Annotated in this window: 14 protein-coding genes; 4 read left to right on the top strand and 10 right to left on the bottom strand. The window is 38.8% G+C overall.

Annotation, left to right across the window (positions count from 1 at the left end):
* Positions 1-83: 83 nt before the first annotated feature.
* Entirely contained in the window at positions 84-290 is a 207-nt protein-coding gene (locus HQN90_RS14355) for a hypothetical protein (protein WP_173219596.1), read from the bottom strand.
* Between the two features lie 640 nt (positions 291-930).
* On the opposite strand from HQN90_RS14355, the gene HQN90_RS14350 reads away from it, so the two are divergent.
* From HQN90_RS14350 to HQN90_RS14340, 3 genes are all read left to right on the top strand, one after another.
* On the top strand, positions 931-1,263 hold the full coding sequence (locus HQN90_RS14350) for a restriction endonuclease fold toxin (protein ID WP_173219593.1): 333 nt from the start codon (positions 931-933) through the stop codon (positions 1,261-1,263).
* 16 nt (positions 1,264-1,279) lie between these two features.
* Complete coding sequence (locus HQN90_RS14345; protein ID WP_173219590.1) at positions 1,280-1,678, top strand: Imm7 family immunity protein; 399 nt, start codon at positions 1,280-1,282, stop codon at positions 1,676-1,678.
* A 1,321-nt stretch (positions 1,679-2,999) separates the two neighbouring features.
* Positions 3,000-4,613 (top strand): hypothetical protein, encoded by a 1,614-nt coding sequence (locus tag HQN90_RS14340; protein ID WP_173219587.1) that lies wholly within the window; start codon positions 3,000-3,002, stop codon positions 4,611-4,613.
* Between the two features lie 237 nt (positions 4,614-4,850).
* Here HQN90_RS14340 and HQN90_RS14335 read toward each other — a convergent pair whose 3' ends face one another.
* The 4 genes from HQN90_RS14335 to HQN90_RS14320 form a co-directional block, all read right to left on the bottom strand.
* Positions 4,851-6,839 (bottom strand): AAA family ATPase, encoded by a 1,989-nt coding sequence (locus tag HQN90_RS14335; RefSeq protein ID WP_173219584.1) that lies wholly within the window; start codon positions 6,837-6,839, stop codon positions 4,851-4,853.
* A 13-nt stretch (positions 6,840-6,852) separates the two neighbouring features.
* Positions 6,853-7,383 (bottom strand): hypothetical protein, encoded by a 531-nt coding sequence (locus HQN90_RS14330; protein WP_173219581.1) that lies wholly within the window; start codon positions 7,381-7,383, stop codon positions 6,853-6,855.
* The gene (locus HQN90_RS14325) at positions 7,376-8,647 is read right to left on the bottom strand and encodes a dsDNA nuclease domain-containing protein (RefSeq protein ID WP_173219578.1); all 1,272 of its coding nucleotides are present in this window, start codon (positions 8,645-8,647) and stop codon (positions 7,376-7,378) included. Before HQN90_RS14325 ends, HQN90_RS14330 begins: the two co-directional genes overlap by 8 nt.
* Before the next feature lie 243 nt (positions 8,648-8,890).
* On the bottom strand, positions 8,891-9,601 hold the full coding sequence (locus HQN90_RS14320; RefSeq protein WP_173219575.1) for a hypothetical protein: 711 nt from the start codon (positions 9,599-9,601) through the stop codon (positions 8,891-8,893).
* A 730-nt stretch (positions 9,602-10,331) separates the two neighbouring features.
* On the opposite strand from HQN90_RS14320, the gene HQN90_RS14315 reads away from it, so the two are divergent.
* Entirely contained in the window at positions 10,332-10,565 is a 234-nt protein-coding gene (locus tag HQN90_RS14315) for a hypothetical protein (RefSeq protein WP_173219573.1), read from the top strand.
* Positions 10,566-10,706: 141 nt separating this feature from the next.
* Here the strand turns inward: HQN90_RS14315 and HQN90_RS14310 are convergent, their stop codons facing one another.
* The 5 genes from HQN90_RS14310 to HQN90_RS14285 form a co-directional block, all read right to left on the bottom strand.
* Positions 10,707-11,144 (bottom strand): hypothetical protein, encoded by a 438-nt coding sequence (locus HQN90_RS14310; RefSeq protein WP_173219570.1) that lies wholly within the window; start codon positions 11,142-11,144, stop codon positions 10,707-10,709.
* Positions 11,129-12,016, bottom strand: coding sequence for an RHS repeat-associated core domain-containing protein (locus tag HQN90_RS39615; RefSeq protein WP_338042321.1), 888 nt, complete (start codon positions 12,014-12,016; stop codon positions 11,129-11,131). The genes HQN90_RS14310 and HQN90_RS39615 overlap by 16 nt, the downstream gene beginning before the upstream one ends.
* 234 nt (positions 12,017-12,250) lie before the next feature.
* Positions 12,251-12,409 carry a hypothetical protein gene (locus tag HQN90_RS14295; protein ID WP_173219390.1) on the bottom strand — a complete coding sequence of 53 codons (159 nt, stop codon included), beginning with the start codon at positions 12,407-12,409 and terminating at the stop codon, positions 12,251-12,253.
* A gap of 233 nt (positions 12,410-12,642) precedes the next feature.
* Positions 12,643-13,236 (bottom strand): hypothetical protein, encoded by a 594-nt coding sequence (locus HQN90_RS14290; protein WP_173219567.1) that lies wholly within the window; start codon positions 13,234-13,236, stop codon positions 12,643-12,645.
* Between the two features lie 36 nt (positions 13,237-13,272).
* Complete coding sequence (locus tag HQN90_RS14285; protein ID WP_173219564.1) at positions 13,273-18,111, bottom strand: RHS repeat-associated core domain-containing protein; 4,839 nt, start codon at positions 18,109-18,111, stop codon at positions 13,273-13,275.
* Between the last annotated feature and the right edge of the window lie 9 nt (positions 18,112-18,120).

The raw sequence follows: 18,120 nt of genomic DNA, 5'->3' as shown, positions 1-18,120 counted from the left end.
AAGAAATGGATGCCAGAACTCTTTCTTGTGGTGTGGGAACCAATTCGGTGCGCAGCGTGTGTGCTGCGCGACGCCCCCCCCCTCTAAGCTACATGCGCCCGAGCTACCGTCGTTACTTCAGCCAAATTGACGGTAAACAGCGCATGCGTTCTGGCGCACCTTTCATTCTCCGCGTAATCTGAGAAGATCACGGCAGAGCGGCTTGCTAAGTTCCTTCGCAAGCATAGCAACAACGCTTGCTCGACGAAGAAACAAGCATTCATCTGCGTGATGCGGCGGCTTGTGAACATCGTGTATGGGATACTCAAAAGTAAAACGGTGTATCGCCTGTCGGAACCGTTGAAACAAGATGCAAAATGAATTTGTGAGCCGTCTTTTAAAAAAAGGTGTGGACGAAGCTCAACCGTAGGGGCGAGAGCCAATCTTGGTTTTGATGGGTTGGAGCTTTCCTGTAACTGGCGGGTTAGATGGAAAGTTCCGCTTAAAACCAAGAATGTGCTGATAAACAACTGAAAATTGTTCCAAAAACCGTAAATAAATGCTATTTTATGGATAGGACTTCTCTGTCTTTGAGGGTCGAGCTTTATAGCGTAAGATAGCTATGAGGGGCAGATTGATAATCCGTTAACGCTAAATCTTTACACTTATGTTGGGAATAATCCCCTAACTCGTACTGATCCAAGTGGTCATTGTTGGGGACCACAAGTAGCCTGTGATTATGTAGGCCAGTGGAAACAGGCGACTGTAGAGCACCTAACGGATATCAAAGACAATGCTTTTAAATATTTAGGTTACTATTATGCTACTGTTCTCTCTTTAGCTGGCCCCGACATTATAGCCGAAGGAATTGCAGAGGGGCTAGTAGCTGTAAAAGCAGTACAAGTATCAATTCCAGCAGTAAAAGAAGCTGGACGATACTCCGGCGCTCTAATGAAAGTAAATAAACCCGATGCAGCAGCCGATTTATTAGCAAATAGAATTGGTGGGGAATCCAGAGTGAAGTTTGCTAATGACCCATCAGGAAGAGAATTTGATGTGGTAGGTGATCAGTACGTTGCCCAAACAAAACCTGCGCTAAAGAGCCTGGATAAGCAATTTAGGAATCAGGCTAAGGCTACGATTGAAGCTGCACTAGAAACCGGTAGAAAGGCATATTTCCATTTTGAAGGACAGCCCGCCGACAGTGTTCTGCGACAATTAAATGAATATGCCGGAAGGTATAAAACAGAAATTATTATTGATATCAATCCTTTGAATCCATAGTAAAGAGGGGGCATATATGTTTGAATATCACGGATGGGCTACAATTAGAGAAAGTACAGCAGATGACGATGAAATTAAACTTTTAAACGCTGTCAATCGAATACATGAATATATAAATGACTTAAAATGGGATTCAGGCGTTATTGATTTAAAAGCAGTAAATGGTGAGTTCCATTTTTGGCTTTCTGGCCTCGATAACCATAGGCCAAGCGGGAAATACGACCCTATAGAAATATATAAATTTATTGGTAGTATTTCACCCGGTTCTTATGGGTTACTTTATTTTAAAGATAGTGACGACATCAACAATCAAAATAACATGTTTAAAGTAGTGACCCTAAAGCGTGGAAGGATCATGGAAATGGAGGATATGCTTCTTTCACCTATTATTCAAGAAATTGAAGATGAAGTTTAATAATTATTTCATCTAGCATCACCTTGCGATTAACCTCGCAAGGTTTTTCTTTCATCGCGCTTCCTAATCTCAAAGCGCATCAAAATACCGAAGGATCAAAGCCCATGCCTCCGGCAACCTCCACAGCCTCACTGTGCCTTATGCAGGGATAAACGGCTTGCCCCCAAGTTGATTCCTTGCAGGGATGGCTTGCAGTCTTTCAAACTCATTCGGACAGGCTACGCTGTCAGGAGTGGTTTGAAAGGCGCAAGCTCCCTGCTCAGTGAATCAACAGCGGCAAGCCGTTTATGCGCATAAGGCCCAGCGTGAGGCGTTTCGGTTGCCATCGGCAGCGGCTTTGATCCTTCGGATCGGTTTAAAACCCTCGTTCGCGCCGCGGCCAAGGACAGACGGCTTTTTACAAACGCGCTCCCGCAGCGCTTCGCTCCTCCCCCCTTTTGGGGCTGGATACGCTCATGCTCCTGCTGGCTTGCTCCTCACCTCGACCCTTATTCACGGCTGCACAGGCGTCCTCGGTCGATTCTCCTGCTTCATGATGCAGGTGTCTGTCCAAACAACGCTTGGACAGACAGGCATCAGGGTAGGAAGGGGAATCGATCGGCGAGGAAGCCGTTTGCCACGAATAAGGGATCGGTAAGGATAGGCAAGCCAGCAGGGCATGAACATGTATCCAGCCCCAAAGCGGAAGAAGCGAAGCCAGGGAAGTTGGGGTTTGTAAAAAGCCGTCTTTGTCCTTGTGGAAGCCGCGATCGGGAAGGTTGATCTTGGTTGTCAGGTCACAACCAAGGATTCAGTTGCTTTTTCTTCGAAGCCTAGGCAGAGAAGTTTTTCTTCAAAGCATAACCCGCAAGGTCTCCCCCCCCCATTTTTTGAATGTTTTGCTTCGAAGAACTGCCTAGTAAGAAGCTGAAATCCTTGATCTTAAATTCTCCCCTCCTGTTTTTTTTGATTGTATTACTTTGAATCCAGAAAACAACAAAAGACAAAATAACCCAAACTCATTTGATTTTTGTTATTATACTTCTATTGGTGCAAATCGTTGCTTTAGTGTTATTGCCAAAATTATTAAGCTAAGCTAGATACCTCTACAAATGCAAAGAATATCGTTTGGATTAAATATCGATTAATTTAAATAGCATAGTTAAGTCAAAAAGTAAGGATTATTATATGATGAAACTATTAGTTCTGTGACGGAAATCCCTGCTTCAATGCCTTTTCAGCCCTTATTCTAAAAGGGTTCTAACGACGAAAGAGAAGGCGGCAGTCTTAATAATTAATATTAATAAGAGCAGTGTGACAAATTTTACACTCGGGGAGATATATGAATCAATATAGTAGCTGGATAAAGCAATATTTTTATAAGCAAAACAAATACATGTTAGGTCAAGAATTAAATGAACGTATTCAAAAAAAATTTGGTGTCACTGCTGTTCACGCCAGGAAGATTATTCAACGTGCTGTAGAGGATCACGTGATTAAATCTAGCGCACCTGTTACGTTTGGAAAAGGACAATATGTCTATTGTTACTACAAGAGTGTATTGCATAAGAGATACATTTTGGAAATTGCCGAAAAAGAACGTCCTCCTGTTTTCCGTTTGTTAACTGCCATTGAAAAGTGTAATGGTGTAATATCGTTTTACGAAGCCTTGAAAATTACTGCAAGTCCGTTAGATGGCACAAAAACAAAAATGGACACCCTTTCCAATATATTAGACGATCTCAGTACACTTAGGCTTGTTAAAGTGATAAATCACGAAGGAATCAAATTCATCGTTGAAGATTATATGTCAGAAGACCACGCGTATCAAGCAGCGATCCTACATAAAGCTAATATGGAATTAGATTGCGCACTTCTACCTGATATGTTACGATGGCTAACCCTTCATAACTTTATAGATAATCAGAGTTATATTTACCGAAATAAGACCTTCCCCTCAAAGGGAGCGGAACAGAATAATTTCGTTTGGGATGCGTATGCCTATACTAAAGTAACAGGATATAATACGGTTAATTCAAGCAATCAGAACACCGAAAATAAGCAAATGTTGGTTGTATTAGATATGGTGATTCACCGGGAGTATGATTCAATGGATGTTCAGGGACTGTATAACAGGCTCCAGGGCGTATTACATAGTTCAAAAAATAAAAGGAAGGTTTTACCTATCGTCATAACTAGAGATATCTCAATATTCGCAGCAAAGCAACTAAAAAGCCTAGGATTCCTACATTTCGGCATTTCTACTATATATGGTGAAAGAATACTTGAAATCATTACGAGTTTAAAAAGAATCAAACATTTGCAGTTATTAAAGTATTCAGAGTCCGATCAATTAACAGAATTTGTTGCTAATACGCTGCTTACTATGGAAGAAAGTGGGCAAGAAGGTAATTTGCAAAATATTAAGGGGGATTTATTTGAAGTATTATTATATCCGCTCATTAAGGCTTTATATCCTAATGGTTCAATTGAATCAAACAAAATATATAAGGATGTGAATGAAGAAGGAAGTAAATTTCCGCATGAATTTGATGCGATAGTTATTGACCGGGGTCTAAAAGAAGCTATCGTATTTGAGCTAAAGGGACATAAATCAAGTAAATTCATACCTAAAGGTCCTTATGATAAACGTGATACAGTCAAATGGTTTTTCAATAACACCCTACTATGGGCAAAAAAACATTTAGAGAATGAGAATCCGCATTTTAAAGTAACTGCATGTTATATGACGACTGCACAATTTACCAAAGATGCCGTGGAGTTATTAGAAAGTTATAACCAAGGAGATCTTAAACCTAAATTAGCTGAAGTATATTACGATGGATACAAACTTCTACAATTAGCTGAATCCCGTGGGCTCGATCATATCAACAAAATATTGAGAAAACATTATATTAATAAATCGGATTTTGTAGACGGGTCTATTCCATTTTAATTGAGGAGAGAAGTAAGCTTTGCTGTCTATTATTGCGGGGCTTTTATCTGAAACTGATTATATTATATACATAGACGTAAACATTAAATAGCATAGTGTATAATAAAACCTACAAAATAAAATTCTATACGCAATAATGCTCCCAGATCGGTTTCCATGACCTGAGCCTGGTCTAAACTTAGGCTCAGGGGGATCATTTATATGGTTCATGAGCGTTAATTATCCCTTTTAAAATCCTTAAAGACCGCGATAGTAGTGAATTAATGGAGGATGTTCATCATCATCCGGTGTCATATGGTTCACTATAATTTGTTCCTCATTTAAATAATACTCTTTGAGCGATGTTTCTTCAGGTCCAAAATATTCCTTATCAACAATGATTAGCTGCCTATCCTTAAGTTCAGTTGCAAATAGTTGATAAATAAAACGATAGAACCCTTCAAATATATCTTTGTTTTCGCGTTCACTTATATTTTTCATAGGTGTATCTATCATTAAGAATGAGGGAATTTCTATCTCTTTTTTAGCTGCAAGTCGATGAACTGCAAGAGCAAAACAGCATTTAAATATCGTTTTCTTTCCACCGCTGCTCAAATTAGAGAAATTCATCACAAATAAATCATCATGTCCCATCCTTGCGATATGTGGGATAAAGTCGGTTGTATTTATTTCTACCAAATCATCTTGGTGGATACCTGAGAACCCTACTTGCCAAAGATTATCGAGAAAAAGATCTTTAAGTTCCTGTAAGTTAGTCGCATCTTTTTCAGCTTTCGATCTTGCCTCTTTAAGCTCCCGTTTTATCCTCTCCTCTTCGACACTTAAACTTTCAACTTCTTTATAAAGTTGTTCAACCTTAGCGGGTAGAGGTAATAGTTTCATTAGAGATTCCTTTCTTGCCTGGATGCCGCCAATCTCCCGCTCAAGTTCTCTTGCAAAAGCCAAGTATGCAGAATCATACTCAGATTCAAGCTCTACTAAACGTTGATCTATTTTTATTTTTTCTCTTGAAATGTTCATTCGTTCCAGCTCAACTGCATTCTTTTGACGTTCAAGTCTTATTAAGGAGTCTTGAAGTTCAAATTGTCTAGTCTTCAAATCAACTTGAAGCAGTTCAGTCTCCTCAAAGCTGGTTTCTTCTTTGATCTCTTGAGTACAAAGTTTGCAATGATTAATTGGAACCTCAAAATCTAAATCTTGTCCACACTCCGGGCACGAGCAAAAAGAGACGCCTTTTAGTGCTATTTTCGCAACAACCGACCTGTTTACTTTCATTGAAGTAATGTTGTACTCGTTTTGTAGTCTTTTTCTTGTCTTTATTTGATCCTCTATATCCAAAAAAGCTTTTGATAGTTCCATTAATGTTCTTGAATAGGCCATAGCAGCGGCTTTATATTCATCGACCAAATGGGTGTTCTTTTTAGTAATTGAATTTTTAAGTTCACGTAACTCTTGCGTCTTTTTCTCAAATTCAACATTCAATTGTTCTAATTCAACTAAAATTCCTGATGTTTCAGCAATATTGTTTTCTTTCAAAAAATTGTTTATCTGGTTGGCTGCTTCCAACTTCGACGCTTTTGTTCTTCTTGTTTCGTAAAGTTCACCTTCCAAATAAGCAACACTCTCTTGATGAAACCCCAGTAATAGTCGCATAATGTCACGACTTTTATAGCGTTTATAATCATGCTCTTCTCGACCTAAATAGTAAAACGAGCTGTCGATTTCATCTTGGCTCAGATAGCAGTACCACATAAGATCCCTAAAGCTCAATCGAATTAATTCGGTGTCCTCCCGTAATTTACTTTTACGTACTCTCGGAGGTTTAATATCGCATAAATAAAATATAAGATCAGATAAATTGTAAACAGAGCTAGAAGGGATAATCGGAATCCCATCCTTGTTAGGCGATATAGGAACAAGAATTCTCCAACTTTCCTCGAAACCTGAATCAATCCATGTTACATTGACTTGATTTGAACCCTTATCTCTGCTAAAAACCACATGTCTAAAGTTGTTTATTAATACATCTAATTCAGCCCCATTAAACTCCTGTTGTAACGCTGGTGTCTGTACTAGCTCATTCCCTAAACAAAAGTCGATAAGTTGTAATACAGTTGACTTACCTGCGCCCATCTTACCATAGAAATAAGTGATTGATTTAGCAAAAGGAACATTAATAACAGCTTTTCGACATCGTAACGAAAGATTAACCAACCGAATATTCACATTTAAAAACTCCTCAAAAGTTAATTGCTATTTCAGATACAGCACGATCCATTAGTTCATTTAATTTCGCTGTAGATAGTTTCAAAATATGAGCTTTAATCAATTTGCTTTGTTGAATCATTTCAACAAATACTTTTTCCTTCGATAACTTTAAAACAACGCTGGCTGCATCATCAGTCAAACTAAATTCAACTTTCTTACCAATCAATTTCCATTTAATTAAGCATCTAGCTTCTAATAACACAAGTAAGCGACGAAAAGTAGAACTCCACGGACTATATCTAAAGTAAAGCATTTTAGTTTCGATGTTATCTTTTTCTGCTTCCGACAATTGAATAACCTTAGTACTTGATAAATGGGTTAAAGCCCGTTCAAGTGCCGCCGGATATCTTAACAAGAAATCTAATTTTGAAAGCGTGGATACTTCCAAAACGGTTGTTTGATTTTTCCCAGTTAAGATATGCATCAGAATCATCAATCTCACTAAATGCAAATCTTCTTGGTCATCAACAGATATTACATATTCAATTAGTGATTTAGTCACGATTTTTCCATCCTCCAATCGGCTCTTTACTAAATGCAATCTTACATTCATTTGTGAGAACACCGACTAAACCTTTGAGAATTTCATAAGGAGAATGAAATACATCTTCCTTACGAGTTTTGGAAATGTCATTAAGCCGATCTTCAATGTTTTGAAGCATGTCAGTCCCATATGGTGTATCTGCTTTTCTACACCTTGACTTAGCCTCCACAGACTGATTAGTAACAATTGTTCTAATCTGATGATATTCACTTAAATACTTCATCTTGTTCTCAGCCCTATAACTATTTTCAATAAAATAATCTTCTGTGGCCGCTCGTAAATCATCCATAACGTCAATATCTTCAACATCTACAAGACCACAGGACATTTTGTATCGCATGAGTTGGCTTGATTCTGAAGGAGTTATTCCGTCAACGCTACCACGAGTGCTTAAAAAAACTCCACCTTTAACATTATCTTCAACAAGTAGTGAAACAGTATGCTTCGTAATCCTTTTAGTATTTATTTCCTCCGCATTTACAATAGAACTTCCACCAATTAACGACGAATAATCTTTCACTGCATTCTCGACCCGCTTTGAAGAGGCACTATAAATTTTTTCGCATAAAAGGCGATGAATCATTCTGATTTTTTCAATAGCAATACCTTGGCATGCTTTTGACTTGCCTATGTGATCATTAATTACTTTTGCATCAATGTCATCCATTCCCGGGCCATCTTGGACATCTGTAATTGCTAAGACACTTAATATCTCATTCATTGATGTTCCAGTTTCGCCGACCAATACTTGCAAATGTTTATTTAAGTCTCTAGGAGTGAAATCTTTAGTCATTCCCTTCTTCACCTGATTTAGTAAATGAACTAGACTTTTTCCTGTTTCATCTTTCCTAAACGGGCAATTCGAAACAATAGTAAATCCTGAAAATTTATTCGGAAACTGTTTTGAGAGCTTAATAAAACGAATTAGACTACCAGTAATAGCACTATCACCTATTTCAAATGCTCCGTCTGTTAGTTGCCTTGTTTTAACTTGAATCCCATGATATGTTCCGTCTTCTCTAACCGCCAATATATCTTCATGATGTTCACAATAAAGTTCTTTATAAGGTAAGATTCCGTTGTACATTTCAAATGCAATTAAAGCTGTATATGTGTGCTGGTATCTGAATCTTTTTTGTGTCTCATCACCGGGATCAGTAGTTGATAAATGTTCATGTGGCAATGGATCAAAAGAAGAGACAGGATCAATATTTTCATTCAAACTATATCTCCTCCAATAAGTATTGCTAGGTCTTTTGAATTATAGCAAAGTACTATTTCTACATTTTTTTTTTGATTTCCCTTTAAAATACACAAACGCATATGGATTGTTTGAAAAGTTCATTTCTTTAGCTCCACTTTGAATTTAATATACGTACGGTCTAAGCTCACTTCTCTGAAATTTCCTAGGTGGACCACTATGTGTTGTAAGCCTACAGCAAACGACGTTGTTAGAGCATTAATTTCACAAGAACTCTCCAGGATCAATGACATCAATTTGTAAATCTATGAGCTTATACGCTAGTAGGTGCAATAAAGCTTCAAACATATGTTCATACTTCTGCAATTCATCATTTGCAAATGTATAATGTTTGTTTTCATGAACAATTTTATTTCTAAAGTTGTTCAGCTCGAAAAGTAGTGTAGAGATATCTTTACCTATCTCAAGCTTTGTTAGTTCACTTACTCTCTTAAGAATGGCTTTGGGATTACCACTAATACATATTTTCGCTGCTCTTCTTGAAAGCTCATTTAAATAATCCTCTCTTAATGGGTATTCAATGAAATCATTTAAGGAAAACCCTAATTGTGACTTAAGCCCATCACCTAGAGTATTAATATATTTAATTTTTTGTGGGTCATTTGCAAATACACAATAAAAAAACTCTTCGAATGAATTTTCAATAAGTGTTGATATGTAGACTATCATTTGGTTGCTTAGTAGCTCGAGTGAATATAATATATCTGCTTTAATGCCCTCATGAATGACTGGTCTGTGTTCATCATCTAGTGGTGTATCTATTAAATTCCCTTTATCATCTGCTCTTAGTCCGTGTTTATTAGTAAATATTTTCATCGCATCTTCATCATTTACATATTCAATAAGTCTGTAATAATTTAAATTCGAAAAAAAGTTTTGCCCCCATAACCTACCGAAATTAAATTGTGCTTTCATGTTTTTTTAATATCTCTCCTTAGAAATTATTGTATAGAATTGCTATTCTGCTCCTACTACAAGTTAGTTTTTTATACATATAGGATTATCATACCAAAAAATAAAGTAATTTGGGATATTTTGTCGATTTCAGCTTTGAAGCATAACAATCCAAAAAAAAGAGAAGAGCGTTTAAGATCAAGAGTCATTGTTTTTATTAAGTAGTTCTTCGAAGGTATACATTCAAAAAATAGGGGGGGGAGACCTTGTGGGTTATGCTTTGAAGAAAAACTTCTCTGCCTAGGCTTCGAAGAAAAATCAACTGAATCCTTGGTTGTGATCTGACAACCAAGATCAACCTTCCCGATCGCGGCTTCCACAAGGACAAAGACGGCTTTTTACAAACCCCAACTTCCCTGGCTTCGCTTCTTCCGCTTTGGGGCTGGATACATGTTCATGCCCTGCTGGCTTGCCTATCCTTACCGATCCCTTATTCGTGGCAAACGGCTTCCTCGCCGATCGATTCCCCTTCCTACCCTGATGCCTGTCTGTCCAAGCGTTGTTTGGACAGACACCTGCATCATGAAGCAGGAGAATCGACCGAGGACGCCTGTGCAGCCGTGAATAAGGGTCGAGGTGAGGAGCAAGCCAGCAGGAGCATGAGCGTATCCAGCCCCAAAAGGGGGAAGGAGCGAAGCGCTGCGGGAGCGCGTTTGTAAAAAGCCGTCTGTCCTTGGCCGCGGCGCGAACGATGGTTTTAAGATCCGAAGGATCAAAGCCTCTGCCGACGGCAACCGAAACGCCTCACGCTGGGCCTTATGCGCATAAACGGCTTGCCGCTGTTGATTCACCGAGCAGGGAGCTTGCGCCTTTCAAACCACTCCTGACAGAGCAGCCTGTCCGACTAGGGTTTGAAAGACTGCAAGCCATCCCTGCAAGGAATCAACTTGGGGCAAGCCGTTTATCCCTGCATAAGGCGCAGTGAGGCTGTGAAGGTTGCCGGAGGCATGGGCTTAATTTTTGCTACGCTTGGAGTGGGAGTTATTAACGCTAGTACAATAAAACAGCAGTGATATAAAAAAGACCACCAAGCGCTATGCAAGGTGGTAGATATAGCAGGTATTCACTACTTTAGTGAGTAAAAATTTTGAAAAGATTCACTGGTCGATTGAATTTTTATCCATTGAAAAAAATCAACTATTTCCTCATCGGACCATACATCATAATTCACGAATTTTTCCCGCGGATACTGCATTGAGAATTGAGTAGTTCCTAAAATGAAGGTAACTTCATTTTCATTTTTGCCAACTATGAGATTAATTTTTACGTTGGAATCGAACCTATGGATGCTATTATTTATAAATAAGAAAGGCCCGTTAATAGTTGCAAATACTCCAAAGTAAGTATTCCCTACTCTAGAATAGTAACCTCTAGTAATATGAATATCCATAGTATCAGAGAGTGCTATTTCCCGGAAGACCCCTAAATCTATCGAGTACTCACACATATACTTCTCTACTTTAAAGTTTTTTAAGTATATTATTCCTCCTAATTCTCCAGCCATTTTTTGAACCCCTCCAGTAGTTTATCTACATCTTCATTTGGACTTGCGGCCTTTTCAATAATTTTACTGTAATCTCCGTTGTATTTTTCTACTAGAGACTCAAATGAAGGACCAAGTGGGTCTCCATATCTGTTAGTGTTTACCTCATATATATAATTCCGTAGTTCCTCTGGAGTCAAATCTTTATACTTAACACCAAGATCACGCCTCGTTTGATATAGCGTCCTTGCAATAGTTTCATCCGACATGTTACCTGCCCTTAGCTTGTCAACTTGAGAACTTAAATCTCTGACTTCCTGCTCATAGGATTGCCTTAAAGGATTACTCTTTATGCTATTTCCAATAGCTTCAATGTCTACTTCTTTTGAAGTTTTACTGAAAACCCCTTTAACACCATTCCATATTTTTTTAAAGAAGCCAGGTGACTTTTTTGCAATTGCAATTGCACCCACAGTAACTCCAATTTCAGGGCCTGCATAATCCATCGCAGCTTGGCAGAAGTCACATTGTTCGTACAACTTTTTTGCATCTTGATAATTTTGAGCTGCATTCTCAGGACCACAGAGAATAAAAGTACACCATGAATGCCCACTTGGGTCAATCCTGGTTAATGGATTGTTCTCAACATAAGTATAAAGGTTCAAGGACAAAGGATTATTTATCTGTCCTTCGTTACTATCTTCATTAACAAACCGCCCCATACTCGGATCATACCATCTCGCGCGTAAATATTGCAGCCCAGTTGTATTATCTGTCATCTCTCCACTATAACGGAACGGCTGCGCTACTGTTTCACTCGTTGTTAGCGGATTAGCCCACATGTCATAGGTATAAGTGTTTAGCGTATTACCGCTGGCATCGGTTAATCCCACAACATCGCCATGCCCATTTTATCTTTGATATCCTTGTATGGATAAAAAGAAGGAATTCTATTTTCTGGAGCGTCTAAAGTAATAGATTGCCCACAGAATAGCATTCCTGAATCCTCTGAGATAGCGGTAGATGAATAACGAACCCGCCGCCACAACAACAAGCCCCAAAAATGAATATAGTTTCAATTATGTTCTTCCCTTTCAACAATAGTAAGATACTTCCATCTTACCATGTCAACTCACTTCCGTCTGTACTGGCATCACATACGCCTGCTTCGTTTTCATCATCCAGAACACCACATTTACTAGCTTACGCATCACACATACATAAGCTTGATGTTTGGTCTTGCCTTGTTTCTGCTTGCTCTCGCCATTCTGCTGACGTTCAGGCAATTTGTACAGTCTGCCATTAAAAAAACGTCATCGTGCCAGATTGCTTTGGTCATTTAGTAGATGCATATTAACCTTGCTACACATAAAACAATCACATCATGAGTCCCACGAAAGATATTAATATTTTAATCTTATGGCTCATACTTTCTGAACGGTTATTTACATTGTTAGCGATACCGCGGCAGAAAAAGAAGAACCGCCAAGCGATAGTCGCAAGGCGGTAGGAAAAGATGTTATTTAGGCTCGACCCTGCTTATCTCAAAAAAGTCCCCACCTTTACTAACAATTAATGTATCCTTATCTTTAATCATGAAACTGCCTCCAATGTTATTCTTGCCAACACCTGGCCAATAATCAGAATAATTTGGATCTCTATATACGTCTATCCATGTAACAGATTTAGCGTTTATTCCCAATTCCTCAAAATCAACACCATTAATTGATGAAAATCGTTCTTTTGCAACTACAGTCATTTTATAATACGGATTTTTAAGGATATTTTCATCAAAACTTGCAGTTTCGGCAGAATAATTAATTTTTTTTCCTTCTAGGTATTGTATATCGGCATTATCATGTGTAGAGATAGAGGCACTTGCTAGAACCCCCTTAACAATCCAACTGCCGAAAAAAATCTCGTCTGTTTTACTAGTGCTTTCATCAGGAATTTGTGAATTTGTTTTCTTTTCATCTGTCTTAATGTTTAAAGAGGTTTCTTGAATTTGTGATGTCGTATTAAGCACTTTCTTTTCAGAGTTTTGATAAGTGCAGGCTGTACCAGTAAGTGCGAAGAACAGTGTAATTAAAGATATTGCTTTACCTAATTTCATTGTTTATTTCTTCCTTTCATGGTTTATTCCATAATATTACTTATAGCCGCTTGGTGCTTTGGGATAGTCTCGGTTATATTCCCCGCTCATGAAAATCTGCCATTCGTCCATTCTTCTTCGGTAAAGACCTGCGGATTTAATCTTTCCTTCATCCGTGGTAACTTTAACAACATCTAAAAAAGCTTCTTTCAACTTATCTGATGGATAATCTCCTGATTTAATAATAATTCCAACATCTTGGTCCTCATTGATTAACATCCCTTCACCTGCGTTAAAGACAAAACTAACAAGTGCATCGAACTGTTGCTGATTTAATTTTACGTCATTTTTAGCTGCCCAGTCAGCAACTGTTTCTACACGTGATTGTAAATCTTTTAGGAGTAATTCAAGAGCCTCTTCCTTAGTAATCCCACTACCAAAATTTTCTCCTTTTTTAATGACGTGTCCATATCCAATGGTTAAATTTTTGCTATCCTGTCCACGATACGGTTTGCCATAAAATTGCTCATAGTTGGCAACGAAATAAACTAGCTTATCACTCACTTGTGAAGGATTGTTATTGCGTCTTTCGTAGTAATTATCGTCCGCCTTTTTATTTTCCTCGGAACTGCAACCCTCACATTCAAACTTATGACCAGTTGGATCTTTGTAAAAGATAGGATTATTGCTCACATACGTAAACCTATTTTGACTCAGAGGATTATCAATTTGCCCAGCATACGTATCCTCCTGCACAAACCGCCCCATACTCGGATCATACCATCGAGCCCTCAAATACTGCAGCCCAACCTTATCATCCATCATCTCACCGCTATACTTAAACGGCTGTGGCAGATTTTCCTGCCGGCTCACTGTGTTTCCGAATACATCATACGAATATGAATTCAGTTTCGTCGTCCCAGTACTATCCATCATGTTTACCACGTCACCATGTCCGTTTTGAAGATAGTACGCCTTGCCTTGACCGTCCTCTCGTGCGACAAGTCCTTGACCACGAATGTAGCGTGCTTTTAACGTAGCCACGCCACCTACCACGTTCGCTTCCGCTATAACCTGATCGCCATCCCAATAGTAGCGTGTCTTCTGCCCATTCTCCGTTCGCTCCCAAAGCAACCCATCACCGTTGTACTTGTATGCAACATTCCCACCACTCGTGAGAGCTACATTCGTAAGACGATCACGCTTATCAAATGTACGCGTTACATCTGGACTATCAAACGGATTACTTGTCGTCATGCTCGTACGATTTCCACGATTATCGTATCCATACGTCTCATTAAATTGATCGGAAGTGGAGATGCGATTCAACGGATCATACGAGAAGTTGTTTGTGTTTGCAGGAACTTCTGGATCATTACCTATTTTCTCTGTCCTAGTCTTCTGATTACCGTTGTTATCATAGGTGTAAGTGAATGTGTTCAGCGGTGTACCATTAGATTTCTTCTCAGTTAGAGAACCAATACGGAGCCCATCATAGCTAAAGTCTGAAGTTACTCCATTGCGCTGTGTGATCTGCTTCAGCAAGCTATTGTTATAATACGTATATTTCGCATCATAATCCGTTGTAGTACTATTGTTCAAGAAATCCGCAGATGGAGCTACAATATCCAATCGATTCCTTGAATCATAATGATAATACGTATTGACCCCAAATGGATCATTCATGACAAATCGATTTCCCGCTGCGTCATAATCATACTTAATAGTTTTACCATCTGGATATGTCTGCGTACTCAATGCACCTGTAGATAAACTAAAATTGTATCCCGTAGTTCCAGTGCCATCCACCATTTCAGTACGTCTTCCAGCAAGATCATACCTGAAACCAATTTTCTCTTCGCTGGCAATAGGATTCCACGAAGCATCCGTGATTTCTTTACTCTTTAGGAAGTTCCTATTATCAAATGTGTATTTAAAATAATTCAAATTACGATCAATGAGTCCTGTTTGGTTGCTATTCGCATCATAAAAAAACTTTTCCACTTTGCTGTTTGCATCAGTCGTTTGGATCAATCGACCAATTTCATCATACTTCTTTAAGTTCGTCTTACCGTCTGGATAAGTTACCTGTAGCAGGTTACCCAGATTGTCGTATTGATAAGAAGTGGGTTCGTTTTTCGCATTTAAAACCCTTGTTAAACGCCCAATTGTATCATAATTGTAAGTCGTTGTATTTTGTGGAACTTGATTGTCTGTGGCTGTCAGAACATGACCAACATTATCGAAGGCAAAGGTACCCAGTGTCGTAGTTTTAGTTCCACCACCAGCAATCTTTTTCGTTTCTTCTTTACTTGTAGTACGACCGCCTTTATCGTAATACTCCTTAATTACGTAGCCTTCTGCATCTGTGCTGGTTTTTGTGTTTATTACGCTAGTATCGTCATAAAGAACACTTGCTGATGAACCCCCTGGATACGTGATCAGATTCTGACGACTCCACTGGTCATAGCCATAACTCGTTTTGTTCCCCAATGCATCTTCAGTTGCTTCCATACGTCCATATTTATCATAACTGTACTTCGTTTTAGATTTATAGATGCCGCGATCATTAATACCAGCATCTACTTTCCATCCAAGCGGATTCCATTTCGTAAGGGTTTGAATGCCTGTTTCGTCCGTTTGCTGTACCTGATTTTGAAAATCAAAGTAATCCACTTTCACGAAACTGTTATCAGGATGGATCGCTTTCGTCACACGACCAATCGCATCGTATTCATAAGTTGTACTTTGCGTTTTGCCATCAATAAATGTTTTTAGTTGTCCGCTCGCTGTGTTGTATTCGTACTGCTTAATCATAGTCGATGACGCGCCATTGGCATCTTTTACTGCAATTGTTTGCTTGGTAGGAAAGGCCCCGTTATAAGGAGCAGCCGCGTTATACTCCGTTTGAAAAGTGACGTAGTCTGTTGCATTTTTCTTTACTTTTGTTTGTAAGGCATTCCCGTAGGAGTCATAGGTGTCATTAATCGTTTCTTGCAAAACCGTTCCCGTTAAATTGCCCTCATGTACACGTACCGTTGTCACATTCCCATGAATAGGGTCACGAACATATTCGGTGTATTGCGTTTGGGAATTTGAGACTGGTCTAGTTACACCCACAAGTAGAAAAGACGCAGTATCGTACGTGTAAGTTGTTGTATTGTTCAGCACATCTACAGCACTAGTTACACTACCATAGTCGTTATAGGACTGTGATGTGGTCATTGTTGCTGGTACTGTAGCTCCTGTTTCAGTTTTAGCTACTGTGGTCGTGATAGGTGATGTCCATTTTCTTGCTTCATCGTACGTATAATCCGTTGTATTCGTGTAGGTTTTACCACCGTATTGAGACGTTGTCACGACTTTGGTGTTGTAAAAAACGGAAGGCGTATCCTCATTAAAATAAACCTTTTTATTAGTAAATGTCGTCTTGGTTAATCCGTTATCGACAGCTACCGAGAACTCCAATGGTGTAGTTGGGTTATATGAACTTCCAATATCGCTTAAAGGGTATGTGATATCTTTGTGATTTACCGTTTCCATGCTGTTATCCGTTTTCGTGAATACTTCTTCGCGAGATTTCACACGAAAGACTTGATTAACTGAATTGGTACCAGTAAAACGTTTGGTCGCTGTATCTTCATATTTATAGACCGATTTAGAACCCGTTGGATGTGTGACACCAACAAGCAGTGCATAGGGATTACTTGTATTAGGCGTCGTCCCAGTTAAGCTAAACAGCGCATCTTTCAGATCGTAATCATAGGTCGTTGCTCGCCCTACTGCATCAACCACTTGGTTAAGTAGTTCTTTACCATTTTGAGTTGTTTTGTAATACGTTACGGTTTGTGTTCCTTTTGTAAGAATAACGGAAGCTGAACCGTATGAAATCAAAATGGTATTGCCAATCGCATCCGTTATCGTTTTCAAGACAGAACCATAAGTAGCGTTATTTTCATACGTAAATGTGACTTTATTATTGTATGCATCGGATATCTGGAGGAGTTGACCACTCACACTGAAATGCTGTTTAACATTTTGAAGCGATTTCACCACATAAGCAGATGCAATTCCATTCACAGAAACAGTTGTATCTGAAGTAAACGTAAGGTCCTTCCACGCATAACCAACTAAGTTATTGGATGCATCGATTTTGTAAACCCCTGATCCTCCAAGGTGAAGGAACTTATTACTACCACTTATTTCAATATAGGAAATATTCCATGTCCACCCTTTACCAATAGGAAAGAGTTTCTCATCATTTGGCTTTACGGTTCCGTTGGTGTTACCATATGCAACCATTTGATTAAGCTGCGATGAGCCACTGTCATACGATCTAGTAAGCGTAAATCCAAGTCCATTTCTGCCAGGAAGACTCATATCTGATGCTTGCATAGATAGCCCACCAGAGAGCGTAGAGACAGTCTCTTGATCAAGTTTAATTGAATATGGAGCTTCGTCAGGGTGGGTGTTCACATAACTGTAATCAGGTACGGGATCAGATGTATCCGCAGCAGTTGTTACCATAGTTTCATAACTTTTCTCACCGAGAGAACTATCAATCTGGCTCTTAGCTTCTTTCGATTTGTTTACAAAACTCGGCTTAACCTTATCTAAACTTGCTTTAATTTCCCCATTAGACTCTTTCTGATCTTGTAAGGCATTCTCAGCGTCATCTAAGGTATATCCTTGATCAAGAATACCTTGAATATCATCGCTGGAGACGGAGAAGGAGTCTTTCATTTTCTTTTTACGCTTTTCAGTAGCATCATTTTGTTTTTTTTCCTGCTTATCTGAAGTCTCGGCGTAAGACACTGTGCTTGCAATTGGTAGATTTGATATTAGTAGAGTAAAGAGGAGTGTAATTGAAAATACTCTCTTTAATAGTTTATTCATTGTCTCACT

This window comes from Paenibacillus alba (assembly GCF_013204855.1).
Taxonomy (GTDB): Bacteria; Bacillota; Bacilli; order Paenibacillales; family NBRC-103111; genus Paenibacillus_E; species Paenibacillus_E alba.
This window is presented reverse-complemented; position numbering and strand designations above follow the sequence as displayed.

What these genes read in the sequence shown, in the direction of transcription:
- HQN90_RS14310 (WP_173219570.1), bottom strand. Translation starts at nt 11,144, where the DNA reads ATGGCTGGAGAATTAGGAGGAATAATATACTTAAAAAACTTTAAAGTA.
- HQN90_RS14285 (WP_173219564.1), bottom strand. Translation starts at nt 18,111, where the DNA reads ATGAATAAACTATTAAAGAGAGTATTTTCAATTACACTCCTCTTTACT.
- HQN90_RS14345 (WP_173219590.1), top strand. Translation starts at nt 1,280, where the DNA reads ATGTTTGAATATCACGGATGGGCTACAATTAGAGAAAGTACAGCAGAT.
- HQN90_RS14315 (WP_173219573.1), top strand. Translation starts at nt 10,332, where the DNA reads ATGGTTTTAAGATCCGAAGGATCAAAGCCTCTGCCGACGGCAACCGAA.
- HQN90_RS14340 (WP_173219587.1), top strand. Translation starts at nt 3,000, where the DNA reads ATGAATCAATATAGTAGCTGGATAAAGCAATATTTTTATAAGCAAAAC.
- HQN90_RS14350 (WP_173219593.1), top strand. Translation starts at nt 931, where the DNA reads ATGAAAGTAAATAAACCCGATGCAGCAGCCGATTTATTAGCAAATAGA.
- HQN90_RS14290 (WP_173219567.1), bottom strand. Translation starts at nt 13,236, where the DNA reads ATGAAATTAGGTAAAGCAATATCTTTAATTACACTGTTCTTCGCACTT.
- HQN90_RS14355 (WP_173219596.1), bottom strand. Translation starts at nt 290, where the DNA reads ATGTTCACAAGCCGCCGCATCACGCAGATGAATGCTTGTTTCTTCGTC.
- HQN90_RS14320 (WP_173219575.1), bottom strand. Translation starts at nt 9,601, where the DNA reads ATGAAAGCACAATTTAATTTCGGTAGGTTATGGGGGCAAAACTTTTTT.